We start from the raw sequence: 17,711 nt of genomic DNA, 5'->3' as shown, positions 1-17,711 counted from the left end.
GACGCGCAACATTGAAGTACGCTTTTCTCACCCCAGCCAATTCGCGGGTGGGGGTGGTTGTATCAGGCTGATTATCTTTCCGGACCTAAATCAAGTCGCGGCAAAGCGCCTGTTGTCCCTATCGATAATGTTGAGAGTTTTCGCTCTGAGCTTTGCAAAGCGCTGTGACTTTAGACGTTGTCACGCGATCTTCAGGCGGGGATTCCGCCCGAAGTCATCACAGAAAAACAGGTTGAACACGATCGGCGAAAATTTATTTTCCTGCCGAAATCGTTGGCTTTGAATGCTTTTCGGGCGAACTAAAAGGTTGAAATATATTTCATGTTGACTCCCGAATTGGGATCAATCCAAATGAATGGTAGATATTTCGATCAATGAAATATCTACCATAAATAACATCGTGCGAACCACACCGTGTCCTGGAAAGCCCGGAAATTGGTTACGCATTAGGGAGGATAACATGAAAATCAAATCAATGCTGCTGGGAACAGCAGCAGCTGCCTTTATGACTCTCACTGCGTCTTCGGCTATGGCGCAGGACACAAAGAAAAGTGCGTTCCAGTGTGAGCCGGGTGAACTTTACGCGATGAATGTCATGGTCAGTGGCGTTGAATACTGGTTCCCGGTCTACGAAATGTTCAAGCAAGCTGCACAGCAGATGGGGTGTGAAACGGTTTATACCGGCACCCCGGAATATGATGTGAACAAGCAGATTGCGACCTTTGAACAGGTCCTGGCGCGTCAACCGGCAGGCATCATGGTCCATCCGATGAACTCCGATCCGTTCATCGCACCGATCAACCGCGCAGTTGAACAGGGCATTGCTGTTGTGACCTTCGCAGCAGATTCTCCGAATTCAAAACGCTCGGCCTACATCACGTCAAATAATGATCGCGAAGGCGCCGCCGCGGCGGATGCCATCGCCGAAGCCATGGGTGGATCTGGCGAATATGCCGTTCTGGAAAACCCGGGGCAGGACAACCACGATCGTCGCGTTTCGGCTTTCATCGCCCGCATGGAAGAAAAATACCCGGATATGAAACTGGTTGCCCGTGCAGCGTCAAACCAGGATCCGACCAAGGCCTATAATGCTGTCCTGACCATGCATCAGGCCCACCCGAACCTTGGCGCGGTCTTCATGCCAGAAGCAAACAGTGCGTTGGGTGCTGCGCAAGCCGCTATTGAAACCAAGGCCGATATCAAGGTCATGACCGCAGACGTCAATGCCAAGATCCTGGATATGATCAAGGCGGGCGAGGTGTTTGGCTCGATCAACCCGAACCAGGGCATTCAGGGATATATGGGCTTTATTTCCCTGTTTCTTGCGGCCCATCCGGATCTGATCGATCCGATGAACGACTACAAGCGCAGCGGCACCAACCCGATGATGGTTCCCTATATCGATAACGGCTATGCGGTGGTGACTGCCGAAAATGCCGATGACTTCTATTGGGAAGCCTATCTCAAGCGTCGCGGTACCAAAGGTATTGAAGAGTAAGGCCATCAAAATCTGGTCGCCATGCCCATGGCGACCAGAGCGCCCTTCCTTTCGATCCTCCCACGTTCAATTGGTCGGAAGGAAGGGATACCCTTCTTTTATCGCAAGGCAGCCGGTTCTATGCAGCCCATTCTAGAAGTCGACGACATTCATAAATCATTCGGTCCGGTGCAGGCATTGCGCGGTGTCAAACTGTCGCTGATGCCCGGTGAAGTCCATGCCCTGATGGGCGAGAACGGTGCCGGGAAATCAACGCTGATGAATATTCTCAGTGGTGTGTTTGCCCCTGACCGGGGACGTATCCATTTCAAGGGGCGCGATATCGTTCTGCCTGATCCGGCAAAGGCACAGGCCCACGGTATCGGGCTGGTGCATCAGGAAATTGCCCTGTGCCCTGATATCTCGGTTGCCGAAAACATTCTGATGGCAGCGACGAATTCGCGGACCGCATTCCTGATGAATGATCGCGAACTGCGTGAACGCGCCAAAAAAATTCTTGCCGATCTGGTGCCGATCCCGGTCGACGAAAAGGTCGGAAACCTGCCGATCGCAAGTCAGCAGATCGTCGAAATCGCCAAGGCGCTGACCCTTGACTGTGATGTCCTGATTTTTGACGAACCGACAGCCGCCCTTACCGATACCGAGGCCGAGGCGCTGTTTCGGATCATTGCCGACCTGAAGGCGCGCAATATCGGCATCATCTATATCAGTCACCGCATGGCTGAAATCTTCGCGATTTCGGACCGCATTACGGTATTTTGGGATGGTACGTTCATCGACACATTGATGACATCTGAAACCAGCCCCGATGAAATCGCGACCAAAATGGTCGGGCGCGAAATCCTTAATCAGTTTCCGGCAAAGAATACCGAACTTCATCATGCGACACCTTCGCTGATGTCAGTGCGGGATCTTTGTGATGACAGCTTCTTGCAAGATGTCAGTTTTGATCTGCGTAAGGGCGAGGTTCTTGGTCTTGCCGGATTGATCGGGGCGGGTCGCAGTGAACTTGCCCATGCGATCTGCGGCCTGAGCCGAAAGAAAAGCGGCACTGTCAGCATGCACGACAAGCTGTTTGACATCAGAAGCTATGCCGAAAGCATTCAAAACGGTCTGGTGTATCTGTCAGAAGATCGCAAAGGATCGGGCGTGTTTCTTGATTTGTCGATTGCGGCAAATATCACGGCCCTTGATCTCAGCCATGTCAGCAGCAGGGGATTTGTACGTCAGCGCGCCGAAGAAAAACGCGCCGAGGAACTGGGGCGTTTGCTTTCGCTACGCTGTGCAAATGTGAACCAGCCGGTCTCTGCCCTGAGCGGCGGCAATCAGCAAAAAGTGGCGATTGCCAAGATGCTTTCCGTGCATCCCGGTATCATCATTTTTGACGAACCGACACGCGGTGTTGATGTCGGCGCAAAAAGCGAAATTTACAGCATCCTGCGCAATCTTGCCGATGACGGGGTCGGGGTTCTGGTCATTTCCTCGGAGATGCCCGAACTGATCGGTCTTTGCGACCGCATCCTTGTTCTGCACGAAGGCAGGATGGCAGGCGAAGTTGCAGGCGACACCATGACCGAAGAAGAAATCATGAAACTGGCATCGGGTATTTCGTGTCAGAAAGCGGTCATGACGAAAGGGGAGGCAGCGTCATGACATTGGTCAAGGCACTGAAATCACAAACCAAATCAAAAGACGAAAACCTGAAAGCGGAGACAACCCAATTGGAAAACGGGGGGCAAAGCCGAATGCTGGGAATCTTCAAGGCCCGTGAAGCCGGGCTTGTTGCCATCATCCTGATCATCTGCATCGCCATGAGCTTTGCCTCACCCTATTTCCTGACCTGGCAGAATTTCCGCGCCATGTTGCTGTCCTTCTCGATCGAGGGGATTGTCGTGGTCGGCATGACCATTCTTCTGATCGTTGGCGGGATTGATCTTTCTGTCGGTTCGGTCGTGTGTCTGGCGATGGTGATTGGCGGCAAGTTGTTCCTGATGGGGTTGGATCCCTGGACGGCCAGTATGATTGCCGTTCTGGTATGCGGTTTCATCGGGTTCCTGATGGGACAATGCGTGACCCGCATCGGGCTTCACTTCTTTATCGTTTCGCTTGCCTTCATGGTGATTGCGCGCGGTCTTTCGCTGCTGATCACCAAGGGGACCCCGCAGTCGCTGTTCAGCCTGCCGCCAAGCTTCAAATTCATCGGACAGGGCGACATTGCCGGGATGCCGTTTGTCATCATTCTGTTCTTTGCACTGGTGGTGTTTTTCGACCTCTTGCTGCGGCATTCCACCATCTTTCGCAAAGTCTATTACACCGGCAGTAATGAAAAAGCCGCGCTGTTCTCAGGGATCAAGACCAAACGGATAAAGATCTTCTGTTCGACCCTTTGCGGGCTTTTGTCCGGTGTGGCCGGGGTTGTCTATATGGCGCGGTTTGGTGCGGCGACCCCGCAATTTGGCATCGGCATGGAACTTAGCGTTATTGCCGCCGCTGTTATCGGAGGGGCCAGCCTGAACGGCGGTTCCGGCACAATCTTCGGGGCGGTGTTGGGGGCGGCACTTTTGTCGCTGGTGACAAGTTCGCTGATCCTTCTGGACGTCCCGGTTTACTGGCAGGACATCATTCGCGGTCTGATCCTTCTGGTCGCGGTATCGGCTGATCATCTGCTTAACCGCCGCAAACGCGGCGCGTCGGCCAAATCGTAATTGCGGCAGGAATAAAAAGAATGACAAACAGCACAGAATTCGAGCGACTACGCCGTTTGCACAAGGTTCTGGTGATGTTCTATCAACAGAATATCTCCCAGGCCAAGATCGCAGAAATGACCGGACTGTCCCACACCACCGTCAATCGACTGGTGAAGGAAGGACAGGAACGTGGTCTGGTTGAAATTACGGTTAAATCGCCATTTGGCAGCATGCTGGATCTTGGCACCCTGATTGCCGAAATGGGGCGGATCGACAATGCGATCGTGGTCCCGGAAGTTTCAACCGATCCCAGAATCACAATCAAATCGACTGCTGATGCAGCAGCGGCTGCCTTGTTTGAGAAACTCGAAGACGGCATGACGATTGCGATTTCGGGCGGTGTTGGCGTCAGCGCAATTGTCGAGGCCATGAAGCCCAAGCGCACCTATGACGTAACCGTTGTTCCCGGAACCGGCGGGGTTCAGGGGAAATATTACACCGACGTCAATCAGGTCTCGATGGCGATGGCAGAAAAGCTTGGCGGGCGGGCACTTCAACTGCATGCACCGATTATTGCCGGATCGCGTGAAGCCCGCGATACCCTGCTTGATGAACGATCCATCCGTGATGTTTTCGACATCGCGCGCAAGGCCGACATTGCGGTGATGGGTATCGGTTCCGTTCGGGCAAGTACATCGACCTACCTTTCACTGGATGACGATATCGATCCGGCAGAAGTCCTTGCCGCCGGGGCGAGCGGTGAATTGCTTGCACATCTGATCAGCAAGGACGGAACTCCCTGTGACTATTCGGGCAATGACCGCGTGGTTGCCCTTACCCTCGAAGAACTGCGTCAGATCCCGCACCGTTTTGCCATTGCCAGTGGGCAACACAAGGCAGAACCGATTGCGGCCATCCTGCGCGGTGATTTCCTGACGACTTTGGCGATAGACGAGCAAACCGCCTATGCGGTCAGCGACATACTAAAAGGAGATGCCTGATGGCACAGCTTATTCGTGAAATTGGAAAATCCGGTGTATCGGCATCCGCAATCGGGCTTGGAACCTGGGCCATGGGGGGCTGGATGTGGGGTGGTCACGATGACGCCAACTCCATCAAGGCCATTCAGGCATCCGTTGATGCCGGTATCACGCTGATTGATACCGCACCGGCCTATGGGCTTGGTCGTGCCGAGGAACTGGTAGGCAAGGCCATTGAAGGCCGCCGTGATCAGGTGGTGATCGCGACCAAATGCGGCATGGTCTGGGATACGGACAAGGGCAACTATTTTGTCGACGAACATGACAAGAAGATCCATCGCTATCTTGGGGCTGAGTCTGTTCGCAGCGAACTTGAAACCAGCCTGAAACGTCTGCGCACCGATTATGTCGACCTTTACATCACCCATTGGCAGGACCCGACAACCCCGATTTCCGAAACCATGGGGGCCCTTCTTGATCTGAAAAAAGAAGGCAAGATCCGCTCGATCGGGATCAGCAACGTGAATGCCGACGAGATGAAGCAGTATCTCGCGGTTGGTCAGCTCGACAGCATTCAGGAATGCTACAACATGCTCGAACGCCAGCTTGAAGATGAGCTGGTCCCGCTATGTGTCGAAAATAACGTCGCGATACTGAGCTACTCATCAATGGCGCTTGGCCTGCTTTCGGGCAAGATCGGCCCAGACCGTGTGTTTGAAGGCGACGATCTTCGTCGGGAAAACCCGAAATTCTCGGTCGAAAACCGCAAACGTGTTGCCGACTTCATGAAGGTTCTGCAGCCGATTGCCGATGCGCACAATGTGCAGCCGGGCCAGATTGTGATTGCCTGGACCATTGCGCAAAAGGGCATAACCTTCTCGCTTTGCGGGGCGCGCAATGCCCAGCAGGCAGCAGAAAATGCAAAGGCGGGTGAAATCGTCCTGGGTGCCGACGAACTGGCCATCATCGATAAGGCCATATCAGCCCATCTTGGCCCTGTTGCGCGCGCCGCCTGATTGATCATGAGATGACACAAAATTCTCAGGATAAAGTCATCCCAAAACGGGCCACTGTCGTGGTGGTCGGGGGCGGGATCAACGGAATAAGTGTGTTCCGTGATCTTGCCCTGCAGGGGGTAGATGTTGTTTTGCTTGAACAGAGGGATTTCTGTTCCGGTGCAAGTGCGGCACTTTCACGCATGGTCCATGGCGGGTTGCGTTATTTGGAAAATGGCGAGTTTCGCCTGGTGCGGCAGTCCTTGCAGGAACGCGACTTCCTGCTGCGCAATGCACCGCATTATGTCTTTCCGCTGCCAACACTTGTACCGATTTTCGATACGGTTCATGGGTCGCTTGCATCGTTGAAGCGCTTCATCGGGTTGCGAAGCGGACCGTCGCGGCGATCGGCAATCATGATCAAGATCGGCCTGATGCTTTATGACTGGTTGTCGCGCAAAAGCCGCACCATGCCAGCGCATCGGTTTGTCTCGCGCAAGCAACTTCAAACCATGGCACCGGATCTTTCACAGGATGCGAAGTTTGGCGCGATCTATTACGACGCCTGGGTGAAGTACCCCGAACGGCTGGGTGTCGAAATGATCCTCGATACCGAGCAGGCCTGCCCGAATGCCAGCGCGCATTCCTATATCGGTGTTGAAAAGGTCGACGGTGGCGAACTCCATTGGCGTGACCGTTTAACCGGCGAAACCGGGACGATTACGCCAGACCTTGTGGTGAATGCCACCGGTGCATGGGTCGATTTCACCAATCTTGCCCTGTCCAGTGGTCAGGAAAACGACACCCCGCGTTTTGTACGCGGGACCAAGGGATCGCATCTGATGATCCGCAATGCACAGCTGGCCAGCGCCCTTGGCGATCAGATGGTCTATTACGAGAATGCGGATGGCCGAATTTGCATTGCCTTTAACTATCTTGGTGTGTCGCTTGTCGGGTCGACCGACATCCTGATCGATGACCCGGAACTTGCCCGCTGTGAGGAAAGTGAAAAGGACTACATGCTTGGCGCATTGCGCTTTGTGTTTCCGGAAATCGAGATCGCGCGCGACGATATTGTTCATGTCTTTACTGGTGTCAGACCGCTTCCTGTCAGTGACGCGGATGCAACCGGCCGGATCAGCCGCGATCATTCACACCGCGAACAGGAAGCCAATGAAAAGCGTGATTTCCCGGTCATCAGCCTGATTGGTGGCAAATGGACCACCTTCCGGGTGTTTGGCGAAGAAATCGCCGATGTTGTTTTACAACGGCTGGGGCGGAAACGCGTTTGCGATACCCGTCGTCTTAAGATCGGCGGTGGGCGAGATTTCCCCAACTCCGAAAGCGATCTAGATGACTGGATCGGTGCAGAACTGATTGATCTTGCGGTTGATCGCCCAACACTTGAACGCCTTGCCGAAAGGTATGGCAGCAGAGCACGCGATATCGCGCTGTTCTGTCAGGCCGAACCGGATGGCCCGCTTGTGGCAGCGGAAACCTATTCGCGCCGCGAGATCGAATTCCTGATCCGCAATGAAAAGGTTCGAAGCCTTTCCGACATCCTGTTGCGCCGCACGGGTATAGGTCTGGAAGGCGGGATCACTCCCAATTTGATCGAGGAAATCGGAACGTTGATGTCCGGCGTTCTGGGCTGGTCAGCAGCTGAACTTGATCATCACACACAATTGCTGCGCGAAGAGCTCGGCAAAAAACACAGCATTGTCTGAAAAAAAATAACCGGAAATGCCGGTCAGAGGAGGAAACATGTATCTATCAAAAAAAGTGCGCCTGAACCGTTTGATGAAAAACGGTCGCTGTCTCGATGTTGCGATTGACCACGGCGTCTGCAATGAGCCGAGCTTTATGGTGGGGCTCGAAGATATCCAGTCAGTCGTCAACACCCTGGTTGATGCCCGTCCCGATGCCATTCAGATGAATTACGGGCAGTCCGATCTTTTGCAAACCCTTCCGGGTGAAAACCGGCCGGCACTGGTGATGCGCGTTGATATGGGTAACCCCTATAACAAGGAACGTCATCGTTCGATGTGGGCGGTGATGCAGAATGAAACCGATCCGATCTTGCCGGCTTTGCGCATGGATGCGGCCTGTGTCGTGGTCAATCTTTTCATGTTGCCAGATGAACCTGATCTTTTCCGTCAATGCGTTAAGAACATTTCGAAGCTTGGCAATGACTGCGAAAAATACGGCATGCCGCTGATGATCGAGCCACTTGTCATGCAGCCAAACAGTGAACGTGGCGGTTATCTGGTCGACGGGGATACCGAAAAGGTCACAACGCTCGTAAGGCTGGCCCGTGAAATGGGGGCCGATATCATCAAGGCCGACCCGACCGATGATCCCGATGATTTCCATCATGTTGTGCAAGCGGCCCGTTGCCCGGTTCTTGTGCGCGGTGGTGGCAAGGCCGATCTCAGAACCGTGTTTGATAATTCAGCGGCCCTGATGGCGCAGGGGGCACATGGCATGGTGTATGGACGCAACATTTATCAGCATGACAATCCAAAGGCGGTTGTTGCGGCCCTGATGGCGATGATCCATGATCAAGCAGACGGCGCCAAAGCATGGGATATCTATCTTGGGCTCAAAGGATAGAACCATGGGACGCTATTTTCTTGGAATTGATGCGGGCAATACGGTCGTCAAAACCGTATTGTTCGATGCCAGCGGGCGGGAAATTGCCCATGCCTCGCGCGAAGCTGTTTCGCGCTGCCCGGCACCGGGATTTGTTGAGCGCGATATTGATCAGATGCGCCATGACCTTTTTGAGGTGGTGGCTAAGGTCATCGACAAATCGGGCGTTGATACCTCCGATGTCGCTGCCATCGGCAGTGCCGGACATGGCAACGGGCTGTATTTGCTTGGTGCCGGTGGCAAGGCCCTTCTGGGAATTCAATCGCTTGATACCCGTGCCAATGTGCTGGTGGATAAGCTTGCGTCCGATGGGGTGGGAGACATCACTTATCCGATTTCCGGGCAACGTCCATGGGTGTCACAAACGCCAACCTTGCTGGCATGGATCAAGCGTGAGCGCCCGGAAATGTACGACGCAACGCAGTCGGTCTTGCTGTGCAAGGATATCGTGACGCATGCGCTGACCAACGAACTGGTGACGGACATTTCCGACATGGGCGGATGTGGCATGCTGCGCATGCCAGAGAACGTTTATGATGACCAACTGCTTGATGCATTCGGCATTCTGGATGCGCGCCAAAAGCTTCCGCGTCTTGCCCATCCAAGCGAGATTGTTGGTCACGTGACAGCCGATGTTGCGGCCAAAACCGGTCTTCGTGCAGGCACGCCGGTTGTTGCCGGCTTCTTTGACGTGATCGCAAGTGCCCTTGGTTCGGGTGTCGCACGGCCGGGACAGGCATCGATGATCGTTGGCACCTGGAGCATCAATCAGATCATTGTCGAAAATGTCGATTTCCAGAACGAGAACGAGATTTTCATGTCCTCGGGCTATGCGGATCGCCGGTTCATGTCGATCGAAAGTTCGGCGACGTCGGCTGTCAATCTGGAATGGCTGGTGCGTGAATATCTTGAACATGATGCCGAAGTGGCAGCGGGAAAATCACCGTTTGATCTTGCCAACGAACTGGTTGCCAAAAGCACCTTTGGTCTCGATGGGCCCTATTACCATCCATATCTTTATGGTGCGCCGTGTAACGGTACTGCCCGTGCCGGCTTTTTTGGCGTTGGTGGATGGCACGGTCGGGCCGATATGTTGCGCGCCATTTACGAAGGTGTGACCTTTGCCCATCTGCAGCATTTGGACAAACTGCGTGCAACCGGGGCGCGGTTTGACAAAATCATTCTGTCCGGCGGTGGGGCGCGGAGCCCAATCTGGCCACAGATCATCGCCGATATTCTTGAATTGCCGCTCAGTGTGGCAAAATGTCAGGAAACCGGTGCATTGGGGGCGGCGATGGCAGCGGCCGTCGGGGTTGGAATGTATCACGGTTATGAACAGGCCGCCGACAACATGGTTTCGATGGATCGCCATTACAGCCCGAACCCGGATGCCAGCGAGATTTATCGCAAACGCTTTGCGATGTGGCATGACCTTGAAAAAGCGATGTTGCCGTTCTGGGCGCGGTTCGCGGCAGTGAATTCTTGATGCTCATTCCCGCGCCCTGTCGTGCGATGGCGTGACAGGGCGCAGGTGACTGATTAACTATCCGCGTGCCTTGCAACAGGCCAGTGTGACACGGCCCCATTCGATTACCTGCGCCAGGCATTTCTCATAGCGGCTGGTTTGATCGACTGAAAGTCGATCCGCCAGTTCCGTCCAAAGTGCCACGCCATAGGTTGCCGCGCTGATCTGCATATAGTCTTGGGCAAACTGATCTGGCGTGTCGCTGGCGATGATTTCTGATGTCATCTGTTGCCAGTATGTCAAAAGCTGCTTTGCCAACTCGGTATCACCGCGGGTGCCCGCAATCAGTTCGCTGATCAGGGCCTCGAACGCCTTGGCACTTGCGCCGTCCTTGTGGCGGGTCAGGCGACCGGCAAGGGTCAGGGCATGAATGCCGTTTGTGCCTTCGTAAATCTGGCAGATGCGCGCATCGCGCAGTGTTTGTTCCACCCGGTATTCGCGCAAATAGCCATAGCCGCCAAGGACCTGTATGCCGATCTGGGCGGCTTCAACCCCGGCATCGGTACAGAAAGATTTGCAAATCGGGGTCAGAAATTCGATCAGGTCGGAATTTGTACCCGTCTCCATCAACGCAAAGGTCTTATAGGCCATCAAGCGGCCGGTCATCGCCAGCATGTCCTGGCGGGCCAGCATGCGCGCAACGTCATGATGCTGATCGATGGAAATCGGTTGGCCGGTTTTTCTGTCGCGGCCCTGCTTGCGCTCCGCGGCATAGCTTTGGGCGATGTGATGGGCACGCGTGGCTTGTGCCACCCCTTGTAAGGCGACATCAAGGCGGGCATGGTTCATCATGGTGAACATGCACATCAACCCCTTGCCAATTGGGCCAATCGGGGTGGCAGTTGCGTCGTCAAACGCCAGTTGGCAGGTGGGTGACGCATGCAAACCCATCTTTTCTTCGATCCGGGTGACCGTGATGGTGTTGCGTTCGTTCTCGCTCGAATGTGACGGACAGAGAAAAAGGGTCAGCCCCCGAACGCCGTCTTCGCGAGTACCGGTCCGCGCCAGAACCAGATGCAGTATTTCATCACTCAGATCCTGATCCCCGCCGGAAATAAAGATCTTCTCCCCGTTCAGAACCCAACTGCCATCTTCTTGCTGGCTTGCGACCGTGCGGATATCCGAAAGGTCTGAGCCTGCTTGCGGTTCGGTCAGGCACATGGTGGCAAGGTGGCTGCCCGATGCCAGTTTGGGAAGCCATGTCTGGCGTTGGTCATCGGTGCCAAATTGGGCAATCAGTCTGGCCGCACCGGGGACTAGTCCGGTGACCATCTGAAAGGAATGACAGGCCCCAGCCAGTATTTCGCTGATCGCGCCACAGACGGTGGGCGGGGCACCCTGACCACCAAATCCCTCAGCCAGTGAAATCGACTGCCATCCCTGTTCGACATAGCTCTGATAGGCGTTGCTGAAACCCGATGGCACCCGGACCCGGCCATTTTCGATCCGGCAGCCTTCCTGATCGCCCGGCTCATCAATCGGGGCGATGACGTCTTCGGCAAAGCGGGCAAAATGATCCAGAATTTCACGGGTGATTTCCGCATCAAAGCCGTGTTCTGCAGCACCGTTTTCATCGCCGGTCACTGACAGGGCAAACAGAATATCGTCAATCGGCGCTTTGAAGGGGATCACGACGGCGTCTCTTAAACTTGCGTTTCCTGATGGAGTGTCAGGCGGATAACCTTGTTTTCTGACAAGGCGGCCTTGACCGCATCGGGCACGGGAACGGCAACCAGACTTGCGGGGTTGTCCGGGTTGGCACGGCCCCAGACGCGGGTTTGCGATCCTTTAAGCAAGGTGGTTTCACCCAGCGTAAAGCGATGGGAAAGGTCGAACGATTTGCCGCCCCAGCGTGATACTTCGACATGATGCACGATCAAATCCCCGACCCGGGCAGGCGCCATAAAGCTGGCATCACCACGCACCAGCGGCGTTCCGCGAAAATCGGCATCCTTTGCGATCATTGTGGCAAGGTCGAACCCGGCAACTGACAGCAAGGCCAGAAGGCCGCCTTCCATCCAGTCATAAAAGTTCGGGTTATAGACAATCCGGGCCGGATCGCAGTGACCCCATTCAACACGGATTTCACGGGACAGTCGCAACATGGAACCTTACCTGATCTAAGCGTTATTTGACCTGCTGAATACGGATCAGCATCTCTACAAGGTGTGCGCGTTCTTCGGGATCAAACCCTTCAAGAAGCTTGTCTTCGTGCTTTTGAACCGCACGGCTGGCCTCAAGGAAAAGCTCGATCCCCTTTGCGGTGGTGCGCAGCGCATAGACACGACGATCGGTTGGCACCTTATTGCGCACGATTAATCCGCGCGCCTGAAGTTCATCGACCATGACGACAATGTTCGACCGTTCCATGGCAAGAGCCCGCGCCAGGTCGGTCTGACTGATGTCGGGGTTTTCATTGATGATGGCGAGCGCACTATAGGTCGTCGGCTTCAGATCAAGATGCGTCAGGCTGGCGACAAAATCGCTATGGATCGACATATAGGCACGCTTGAGGTTATAGCCGACAAAGCCGCGCAGCGGACTGTCGGGCGACAATCCCGCAATACCGGTATCCGTATCGTTTTTCTTCTTTTTGTTTGCTTGCAACGGTGTCTCCATCTTTTTGGACGCGGCTATCCTGTGACGATATCCACCAGCCAGAATGTCAGTACCGGGAACGCGACGATGATCGCGATGCGCAGGCACTCGACCAGCAGGAACGGCACCGCCCCGCGGAAAATCTTGCGGGTCGGAATATCGGGTGCCATCGCCGATATCATAAACAGATTTAGCCCGACCGGGGGTGTGATCATCCCCAGTTCGACAACAATCAGGGTGATGATACCAAACCACAGCGCCTGATGGGTCGGATCCATCCCGAAATCCATCGCCATGAAGGCCGGGAAAAACACCGGCACGGTCAAAAGGATCATCGACAGGCTGTCCATGATGCACCCCATGACGATGTAAAACAGGATCACCACCATCAAAACCGTCATCGGTGCGATCCCGGCCGTGCCGACCCACTCGGCCGCCATGGTCGGCACCCGGGTCAGGGCAAGCGCGACATTGAAAAGATCCGCGCCAAAAATGATGGCAAAGATCATCGCCGTGGTCCCGGCAGTCTCGATCACGCATTCAAAAAGGCCTTTCACCGAAAGGCTGCGCATCAGAAAGCCGGTCAGCGCAATGAGCACCACACCAACAGATGCCCCCTCGGCCGGGGTGAAGACACCGCCATAAATCCCGCCCAGAACGGCAATGAAAACAAGCGCAACATGCCAGATCCCGCCAAGCGACCGGATGCGTTCGCGCATCGGAAGCCCCGCATGGGCCGGGCCTTCTTCGGGGAACAGGCGAACGTAAACGCCAATCGCCAGGATAAAGCCAAGCACGGCCAGAAGCCCCGGAATGGTCGCGGCCAGGAACAGTTTGACGATGTTCTGTTCGGTCAGAAGGGCGTAAATGATCAAAACCACCGACGGCGGGATCAGAATGCCAAGCGTACCACCCGCGGCAAGTGTTCCGGCCCCAAGTGCGCCGGAATATCCGTGGCGCCGCATTTCCGGCAGGGCCACCCGGCCCATGGTGGTTGCGGTCGCAATCGAGGATCCGCAAATCGATCCGAACGCCGCACAGCCGGCAACCGATGCCATGGCAAGTCCGCCCCGCCAATGACCAAGCCAGGCATTGGATGCGGTAAAGATCGCCCGGCTGATACCGGTTCTGGTGGCAATCTGCCCCATCAGGATGAATAGCGGAATGACCGCAAGGTCATAGGAAATGTATTTATCGACAATCGCGGTCTTGAGATAGGCCGACAGCGGCATCCATCCCGACAGGACCACATATCCGCCCGCCCCGACAACGGCCATCGCCAATGCAATCGGCATGCGCAGGAAAATAAGCGCCAGCAGGACGACGACCATAATGATGCTGATTTCAACCGGGCTCATTGTGGGGCATCCGTTTGCGATGGGGTGGTTGGGCGAACAAACTGTTCGATCACGTTCGACAACGCGGTCAGGGCTGAAAGCCCAAGCCCGAACAGTGCGAAGCCGTAGATAATCCAGGTGGGCATTCTCAAAAGCATGCTGCGGTCGTTATAATCAAACATATCAATCAGGCCGTATGCGACCCGCCAGGAAATAATCACCCAGCCACAACAGAACAGGATCTCCCAGAGTTGATCCAGAATGGTGCGGGTGCGTTGGGGGAAGGCCATGCTGAAAATGTCGACCATGACATGGTTGCCCTTGCGTTGGCACAACGGCAAAAACAGAAACGCGGCAATCCCGCATCCCATTTCGACAATTTCAAAGTCACCACGAATGCCGCCAATGCCGATATATCGCATGGTCACGGACAGCGTTACCGTGACGGCGACAGCAAGCATGACGGCACCCGCAACAGTAGCGGATGCAATGCAGGCACGATCAACAAATTGACCAAGAAAATGAATGGGCGCAGCGCGATTGCCGCGCCCATTGTGATCACGGGTGGCTCCTGACATGTCAGGCGGTCTCGGCGTCGATCAGCTGATTAAGGCGATCAATCATCGCCTTGCCATCATGTCCGGCATCATTGAGGGTCTCGATCCACTCATCGACGACCGGCTGGGTGGCAGACTGCCAGCGTTCGATTTCGTCTTTGGGAATCTCGACGAACTTGTTGCCGCGATCGGCACACATTTTGTATCCAACCGATTCAAAGCTATCGAACTGTTTGCCGATCTGGCGTGACAGATCGATACCGGAATTGGCGTCAATCACCGCTTTCAGATCATCGGGCATACTGTCATAGGCATTGCCCGCCATCAAAAGCGCAAACGAGTTGGCATAAAGACCACGTCCGCCTTCTGCCGGGGCGCAATGCACCGATGTCAGTTCATGCAGTTTGAAGGCCGGAACCACTTCATAAGGCAGGCAGGTGCCATCAATCACGCCATTAGCAAGGCCGACGGCCATTTCCGTAACCGGGAAGAAGACCGGCTCAGCACCCAGAATGGACAGGGCTTTACCGACATTCTGGTTTGGGGCGCGGATTTGCAGGCCGTCAAGATCCGCCTGATTTTCAATCGCCTTGTCGCGCATGTGGAACTTGCCACCGGCATGAACATGATAGGCCAATGGCTTCATGCCACGGTATTCGTCCTGACCAAATTCATCCATGAACTTGTGCATGGCAACCGATGTTGCCTCGGCGGTTGTCACCATGAAGGGCAGGCTCAGCGTTTCGGAAATCGGATAGCGACCCGGTGTGTACACGGTCAAGGTCCAGGCGATATCAACAACGTTGTTTGCCACCTGTTCGGCAAGCTGCGGCGGTTTGCCACCAAGCTGCATGGCCGGGAAAATCTGAATATCGATACGGCCATCGGACTGTTCGCGGATGGTCTTGGACCACGGTTCGAAGAACGCCTTGTGCATCGGGGCAACCGGCGGCAACATATGATGCAGACGAAGGGTGACTTCGGCTGCACGTGCCTTGCCAATGATTGCAGGGGCTGCAAGTGCGCCGCCCATGATGCCGAGCATCTGGCGGCGATTAACGGAAAATCCTGACATCGAACGTCTCCTCACATTATGGGCTCACCGGTTTTGGTCGGGCGGCCCTGTTCCTTCCTGATTGTTCTGGCGTCCGCTTTGTGCGGTTTCTTGCCGATCCTTGATCTTATGTTATGCGATCTGATGGCCGCAATTATCTGCGGCTCTGTTATAGGCGGTTACTTGAAATTAGGTGCACGTTTTTCAAGGAACGCCTTCAATCCTTCCTGTGCATCTTCGCTGGTTTGCGTCAGGGCGGCACACAGGCTTTCAGTAAACAGGCCATCGGTTTTTGCCATGTCTTCGATCCGTGACAGGGCCTGGATCATGACATAGTTCGAAAGCTGCGCATTTTCGGCAACTGTATTGGCAAGCTCGATGGCCTTTGCTTCGGCGGCTTCCTCGCTGTCACAGACATAATGCGTCAGGCCAAGGCGAAGGCCGTCTTCGGCGTTGTATTTGCGCCCGGTCAGCATCATCTCGATCATGCGATCCGCGCCTAGAATACGGCCGACCCGGACCGATGCGCCGCCGCCAACGAAAATGCCACGGCGCCCTTCGGGAAGCTGGAAAAAGGCGGTCTCATCGGCAATACGAATATGGGTCGCACTGGCCAGTTCAAGGCCGCCACCGATGACCGCCCCCTTAAGCAAGGAAATCACCGGCAATCCACCATACTGGATCATATCCATGATGCGGTGCCAGTTGCGTGAATGGCGCATGGTATCGGCCGCATTGCGCGCAACATGCTCGGCCAAATCAAGCCCGGCTGAAAAATGCCCGCCTTCACCAGCCAGAATAACAACCCGCACCCCTTCGGGCGGATTGGCAAAAAACGCCTCAAGTGCTGCCATCAAAGTATCGCTGACCGCGTTACGCTTTTCAGGTCGCGTGATGGTCAAACGGGCAATCGATCCGTTGATTGCGACGTTCAATACGTCATTCGCGCCGTTGGTCATGTTCTTGTTCCTTACGTAAAGCAATCTGGTCTTTATTTTGCCTGCAGGCGAACCGCGCCGTCGATCCGGACGACGGTGCCATTCAGCATGGTATTTTCGACGATATGGCGGGCAAGGTCGGCATATTCCTGTGCCTTGCCCAGCCGCTTGGGAAACGGAATGTTGGCTTCAATCGCCTGACGGGCTTCTTCAGGCAGGGTGTCGGTCATTGCGGTGGAAAAGAGTCCCGGCGCAATCGCCATCACCCGCACACCGATCCGCGCCAACTCGCGCGCGGCTGGCAAGGTCATTGACGCAATCCCGCCCTTTGATGCCGCATAGGCGCACTGGCCGATCTGCCCGTCTTCATACCCGACCGATGATGTATTGATGATCACGCCGCGTTCGCCATCGTCATTTACCGGGGTTGCTTCCGAAAGCAACTGCGCGGCATAGCTCATGGTGATGTAGCTGCCGGTCAGATTGACGTTCAGTGTTTTGATAAAATCATCAATCGGAAGGCTGCCATCGCGCGGCAAAATGCGATTGGCGGTGCCAATACCGGCGCAATTCACAAGGATGCGCGGCAGGCCAAGATTTTGTTTCACGGTCTTGAATGCAGCTTCGACCGAGCTTCGGTCAGAGACGTCGACTTCCAGGCCAATTCCGCCGGTTTCACTGGCGACTCGTTTGGCGGCGTCACCGTTGCGATCAAACACCGCGACCTTCGCGCCCGCAACCGCAAATGTGCGTGCGGTGGCGGCACCAAGGCCGCTGCCGCCGCCGGTAATGATGGCGGGAACCTGATTGAGCTGCATTTCCTTACCCAAAGTTTGTTATGTTTTATAACAATTATGTTTACACAGTAAAAGAGCGGCGTCAATCGTCAT

The 17,711-nt window shown here is 55.1% G+C and carries 16 protein-coding genes; 8 read left to right on the top strand and 8 right to left on the bottom strand.

Annotation, left to right across the window (positions count from 1 at the left end; all coding sequences use genetic code 11):
- The first annotated feature begins 460 nt into the window (after window positions 1–460).
- From AUQ41_RS14850 to AUQ41_RS14815, 8 genes are all read left to right on the top strand, one after another.
- On the top strand, window positions 461–1,498 hold the full coding sequence (locus tag AUQ41_RS14850; protein WP_063089109.1) for a substrate-binding domain-containing protein: 1,038 nt from the start codon (window positions 461–463) through the stop codon (window positions 1,496–1,498).
- A 120-nt stretch (window positions 1,499–1,618) separates the two neighbouring features.
- On the top strand, window positions 1,619–3,151 hold the full coding sequence (locus tag AUQ41_RS14845) for a sugar ABC transporter ATP-binding protein (RefSeq protein WP_063089108.1): 1,533 nt from the start codon (window positions 1,619–1,621) through the stop codon (window positions 3,149–3,151).
- 92 nt (window positions 3,152–3,243) lie between these two features.
- Window positions 3,244–4,203 (top strand): ABC transporter permease, encoded by a 960-nt coding sequence (locus AUQ41_RS14840; RefSeq protein ID WP_063089353.1) that lies wholly within the window; start codon window positions 3,244–3,246, stop codon window positions 4,201–4,203.
- A 20-nt stretch (window positions 4,204–4,223) separates the two neighbouring features.
- Window positions 4,224–5,186: a sugar-binding transcriptional regulator gene (locus tag AUQ41_RS14835; protein WP_063089107.1), complete on the top strand. Its 963-nt coding sequence runs from the start codon at window positions 4,224–4,226 to the stop codon at window positions 5,184–5,186.
- Window positions 5,186–6,181, top strand: coding sequence for an aldo/keto reductase (locus AUQ41_RS14830; RefSeq protein ID WP_063089106.1), 996 nt, complete (start codon window positions 5,186–5,188; stop codon window positions 6,179–6,181). The genes AUQ41_RS14835 and AUQ41_RS14830 overlap by 1 nt, the downstream gene beginning before the upstream one ends.
- An 11-nt stretch (window positions 6,182–6,192) precedes the next feature.
- Window positions 6,193–7,887, top strand: coding sequence for a glycerol-3-phosphate dehydrogenase/oxidase (locus tag AUQ41_RS14825; protein ID WP_143588758.1), 1,695 nt, complete (start codon window positions 6,193–6,195; stop codon window positions 7,885–7,887).
- 37 nt (window positions 7,888–7,924) lie between these two features.
- The gene (locus tag AUQ41_RS14820) at window positions 7,925–8,773 is read left to right on the top strand and encodes a class I fructose-bisphosphate aldolase (RefSeq protein WP_063089104.1); all 849 of its coding nucleotides are present in this window, start codon (window positions 7,925–7,927) and stop codon (window positions 8,771–8,773) included.
- Window positions 8,774–8,777: 4 nt separating this feature from the next.
- On the top strand, window positions 8,778–10,298 hold the full coding sequence (locus AUQ41_RS14815; protein WP_063089103.1) for an FGGY-family carbohydrate kinase: 1,521 nt from the start codon (window positions 8,778–8,780) through the stop codon (window positions 10,296–10,298).
- A gap of 57 nt (window positions 10,299–10,355) precedes the next feature.
- On the opposite strand, the gene AUQ41_RS14810 is transcribed toward AUQ41_RS14815, so the two are convergent.
- The 8 genes from AUQ41_RS14810 to AUQ41_RS14775 form a co-directional block, all read right to left on the bottom strand.
- Window positions 10,356–11,969 (bottom strand): acyl-CoA dehydrogenase family protein, encoded by a 1,614-nt coding sequence (locus AUQ41_RS14810; RefSeq protein WP_063089102.1) that lies wholly within the window; start codon window positions 11,967–11,969, stop codon window positions 10,356–10,358.
- An 11-nt stretch (window positions 11,970–11,980) separates the two neighbouring features.
- On the bottom strand, window positions 11,981–12,442 hold the full coding sequence (locus AUQ41_RS14805) for a thioesterase family protein (protein ID WP_063089101.1): 462 nt from the start codon (window positions 12,440–12,442) through the stop codon (window positions 11,981–11,983).
- Between the two features lie 22 nt (window positions 12,443–12,464).
- Window positions 12,465–12,944: a MarR family winged helix-turn-helix transcriptional regulator gene (locus AUQ41_RS14800; protein ID WP_158586134.1), complete on the bottom strand. Its 480-nt coding sequence runs from the start codon at window positions 12,942–12,944 to the stop codon at window positions 12,465–12,467.
- Between the two features lie 26 nt (window positions 12,945–12,970).
- Window positions 12,971–14,293: a TRAP transporter large permease gene (locus tag AUQ41_RS14795; RefSeq protein ID WP_063089100.1), complete on the bottom strand. Its 1,323-nt coding sequence runs from the start codon at window positions 14,291–14,293 to the stop codon at window positions 12,971–12,973.
- The gene (locus tag AUQ41_RS14790; protein ID WP_063089099.1) at window positions 14,290–14,850 is read right to left on the bottom strand and encodes a TRAP transporter small permease; all 561 of its coding nucleotides are present in this window, start codon (window positions 14,848–14,850) and stop codon (window positions 14,290–14,292) included. Before AUQ41_RS14790 ends, AUQ41_RS14795 begins: the two co-directional genes overlap by 4 nt.
- 1 nt (window position 14,851) lies before the next feature.
- Entirely contained in the window at window positions 14,852–15,904 is a 1,053-nt protein-coding gene (locus tag AUQ41_RS14785) for a TRAP transporter substrate-binding protein (RefSeq protein ID WP_063089098.1), read from the bottom strand.
- A gap of 158 nt (window positions 15,905–16,062) precedes the next feature.
- Window positions 16,063–16,842, bottom strand: a complete 780-nt coding sequence (locus AUQ41_RS14780; protein WP_008889941.1) for a crotonase/enoyl-CoA hydratase family protein — start codon at window positions 16,840–16,842, stop codon at window positions 16,063–16,065.
- A 32-nt stretch (window positions 16,843–16,874) separates the two neighbouring features.
- Entirely contained in the window at window positions 16,875–17,639 is a 765-nt protein-coding gene (locus tag AUQ41_RS14775) for an SDR family NAD(P)-dependent oxidoreductase (protein ID WP_063089097.1), read from the bottom strand.
- Window positions 17,640–17,711: the final 72 nt, after the last annotated feature.

It is taken from the genome of Thalassospira sp. MCCC 1A02898, assembly GCF_001618185.1.
GTDB lineage: Bacteria > Pseudomonadota > Alphaproteobacteria > Rhodospirillales > Thalassospiraceae > Thalassospira > Thalassospira tepidiphila.
The sequence above is the reverse complement of the archived record's forward strand: the minus strand, read 5'-3'. Positions and strand labels throughout refer to the sequence as shown.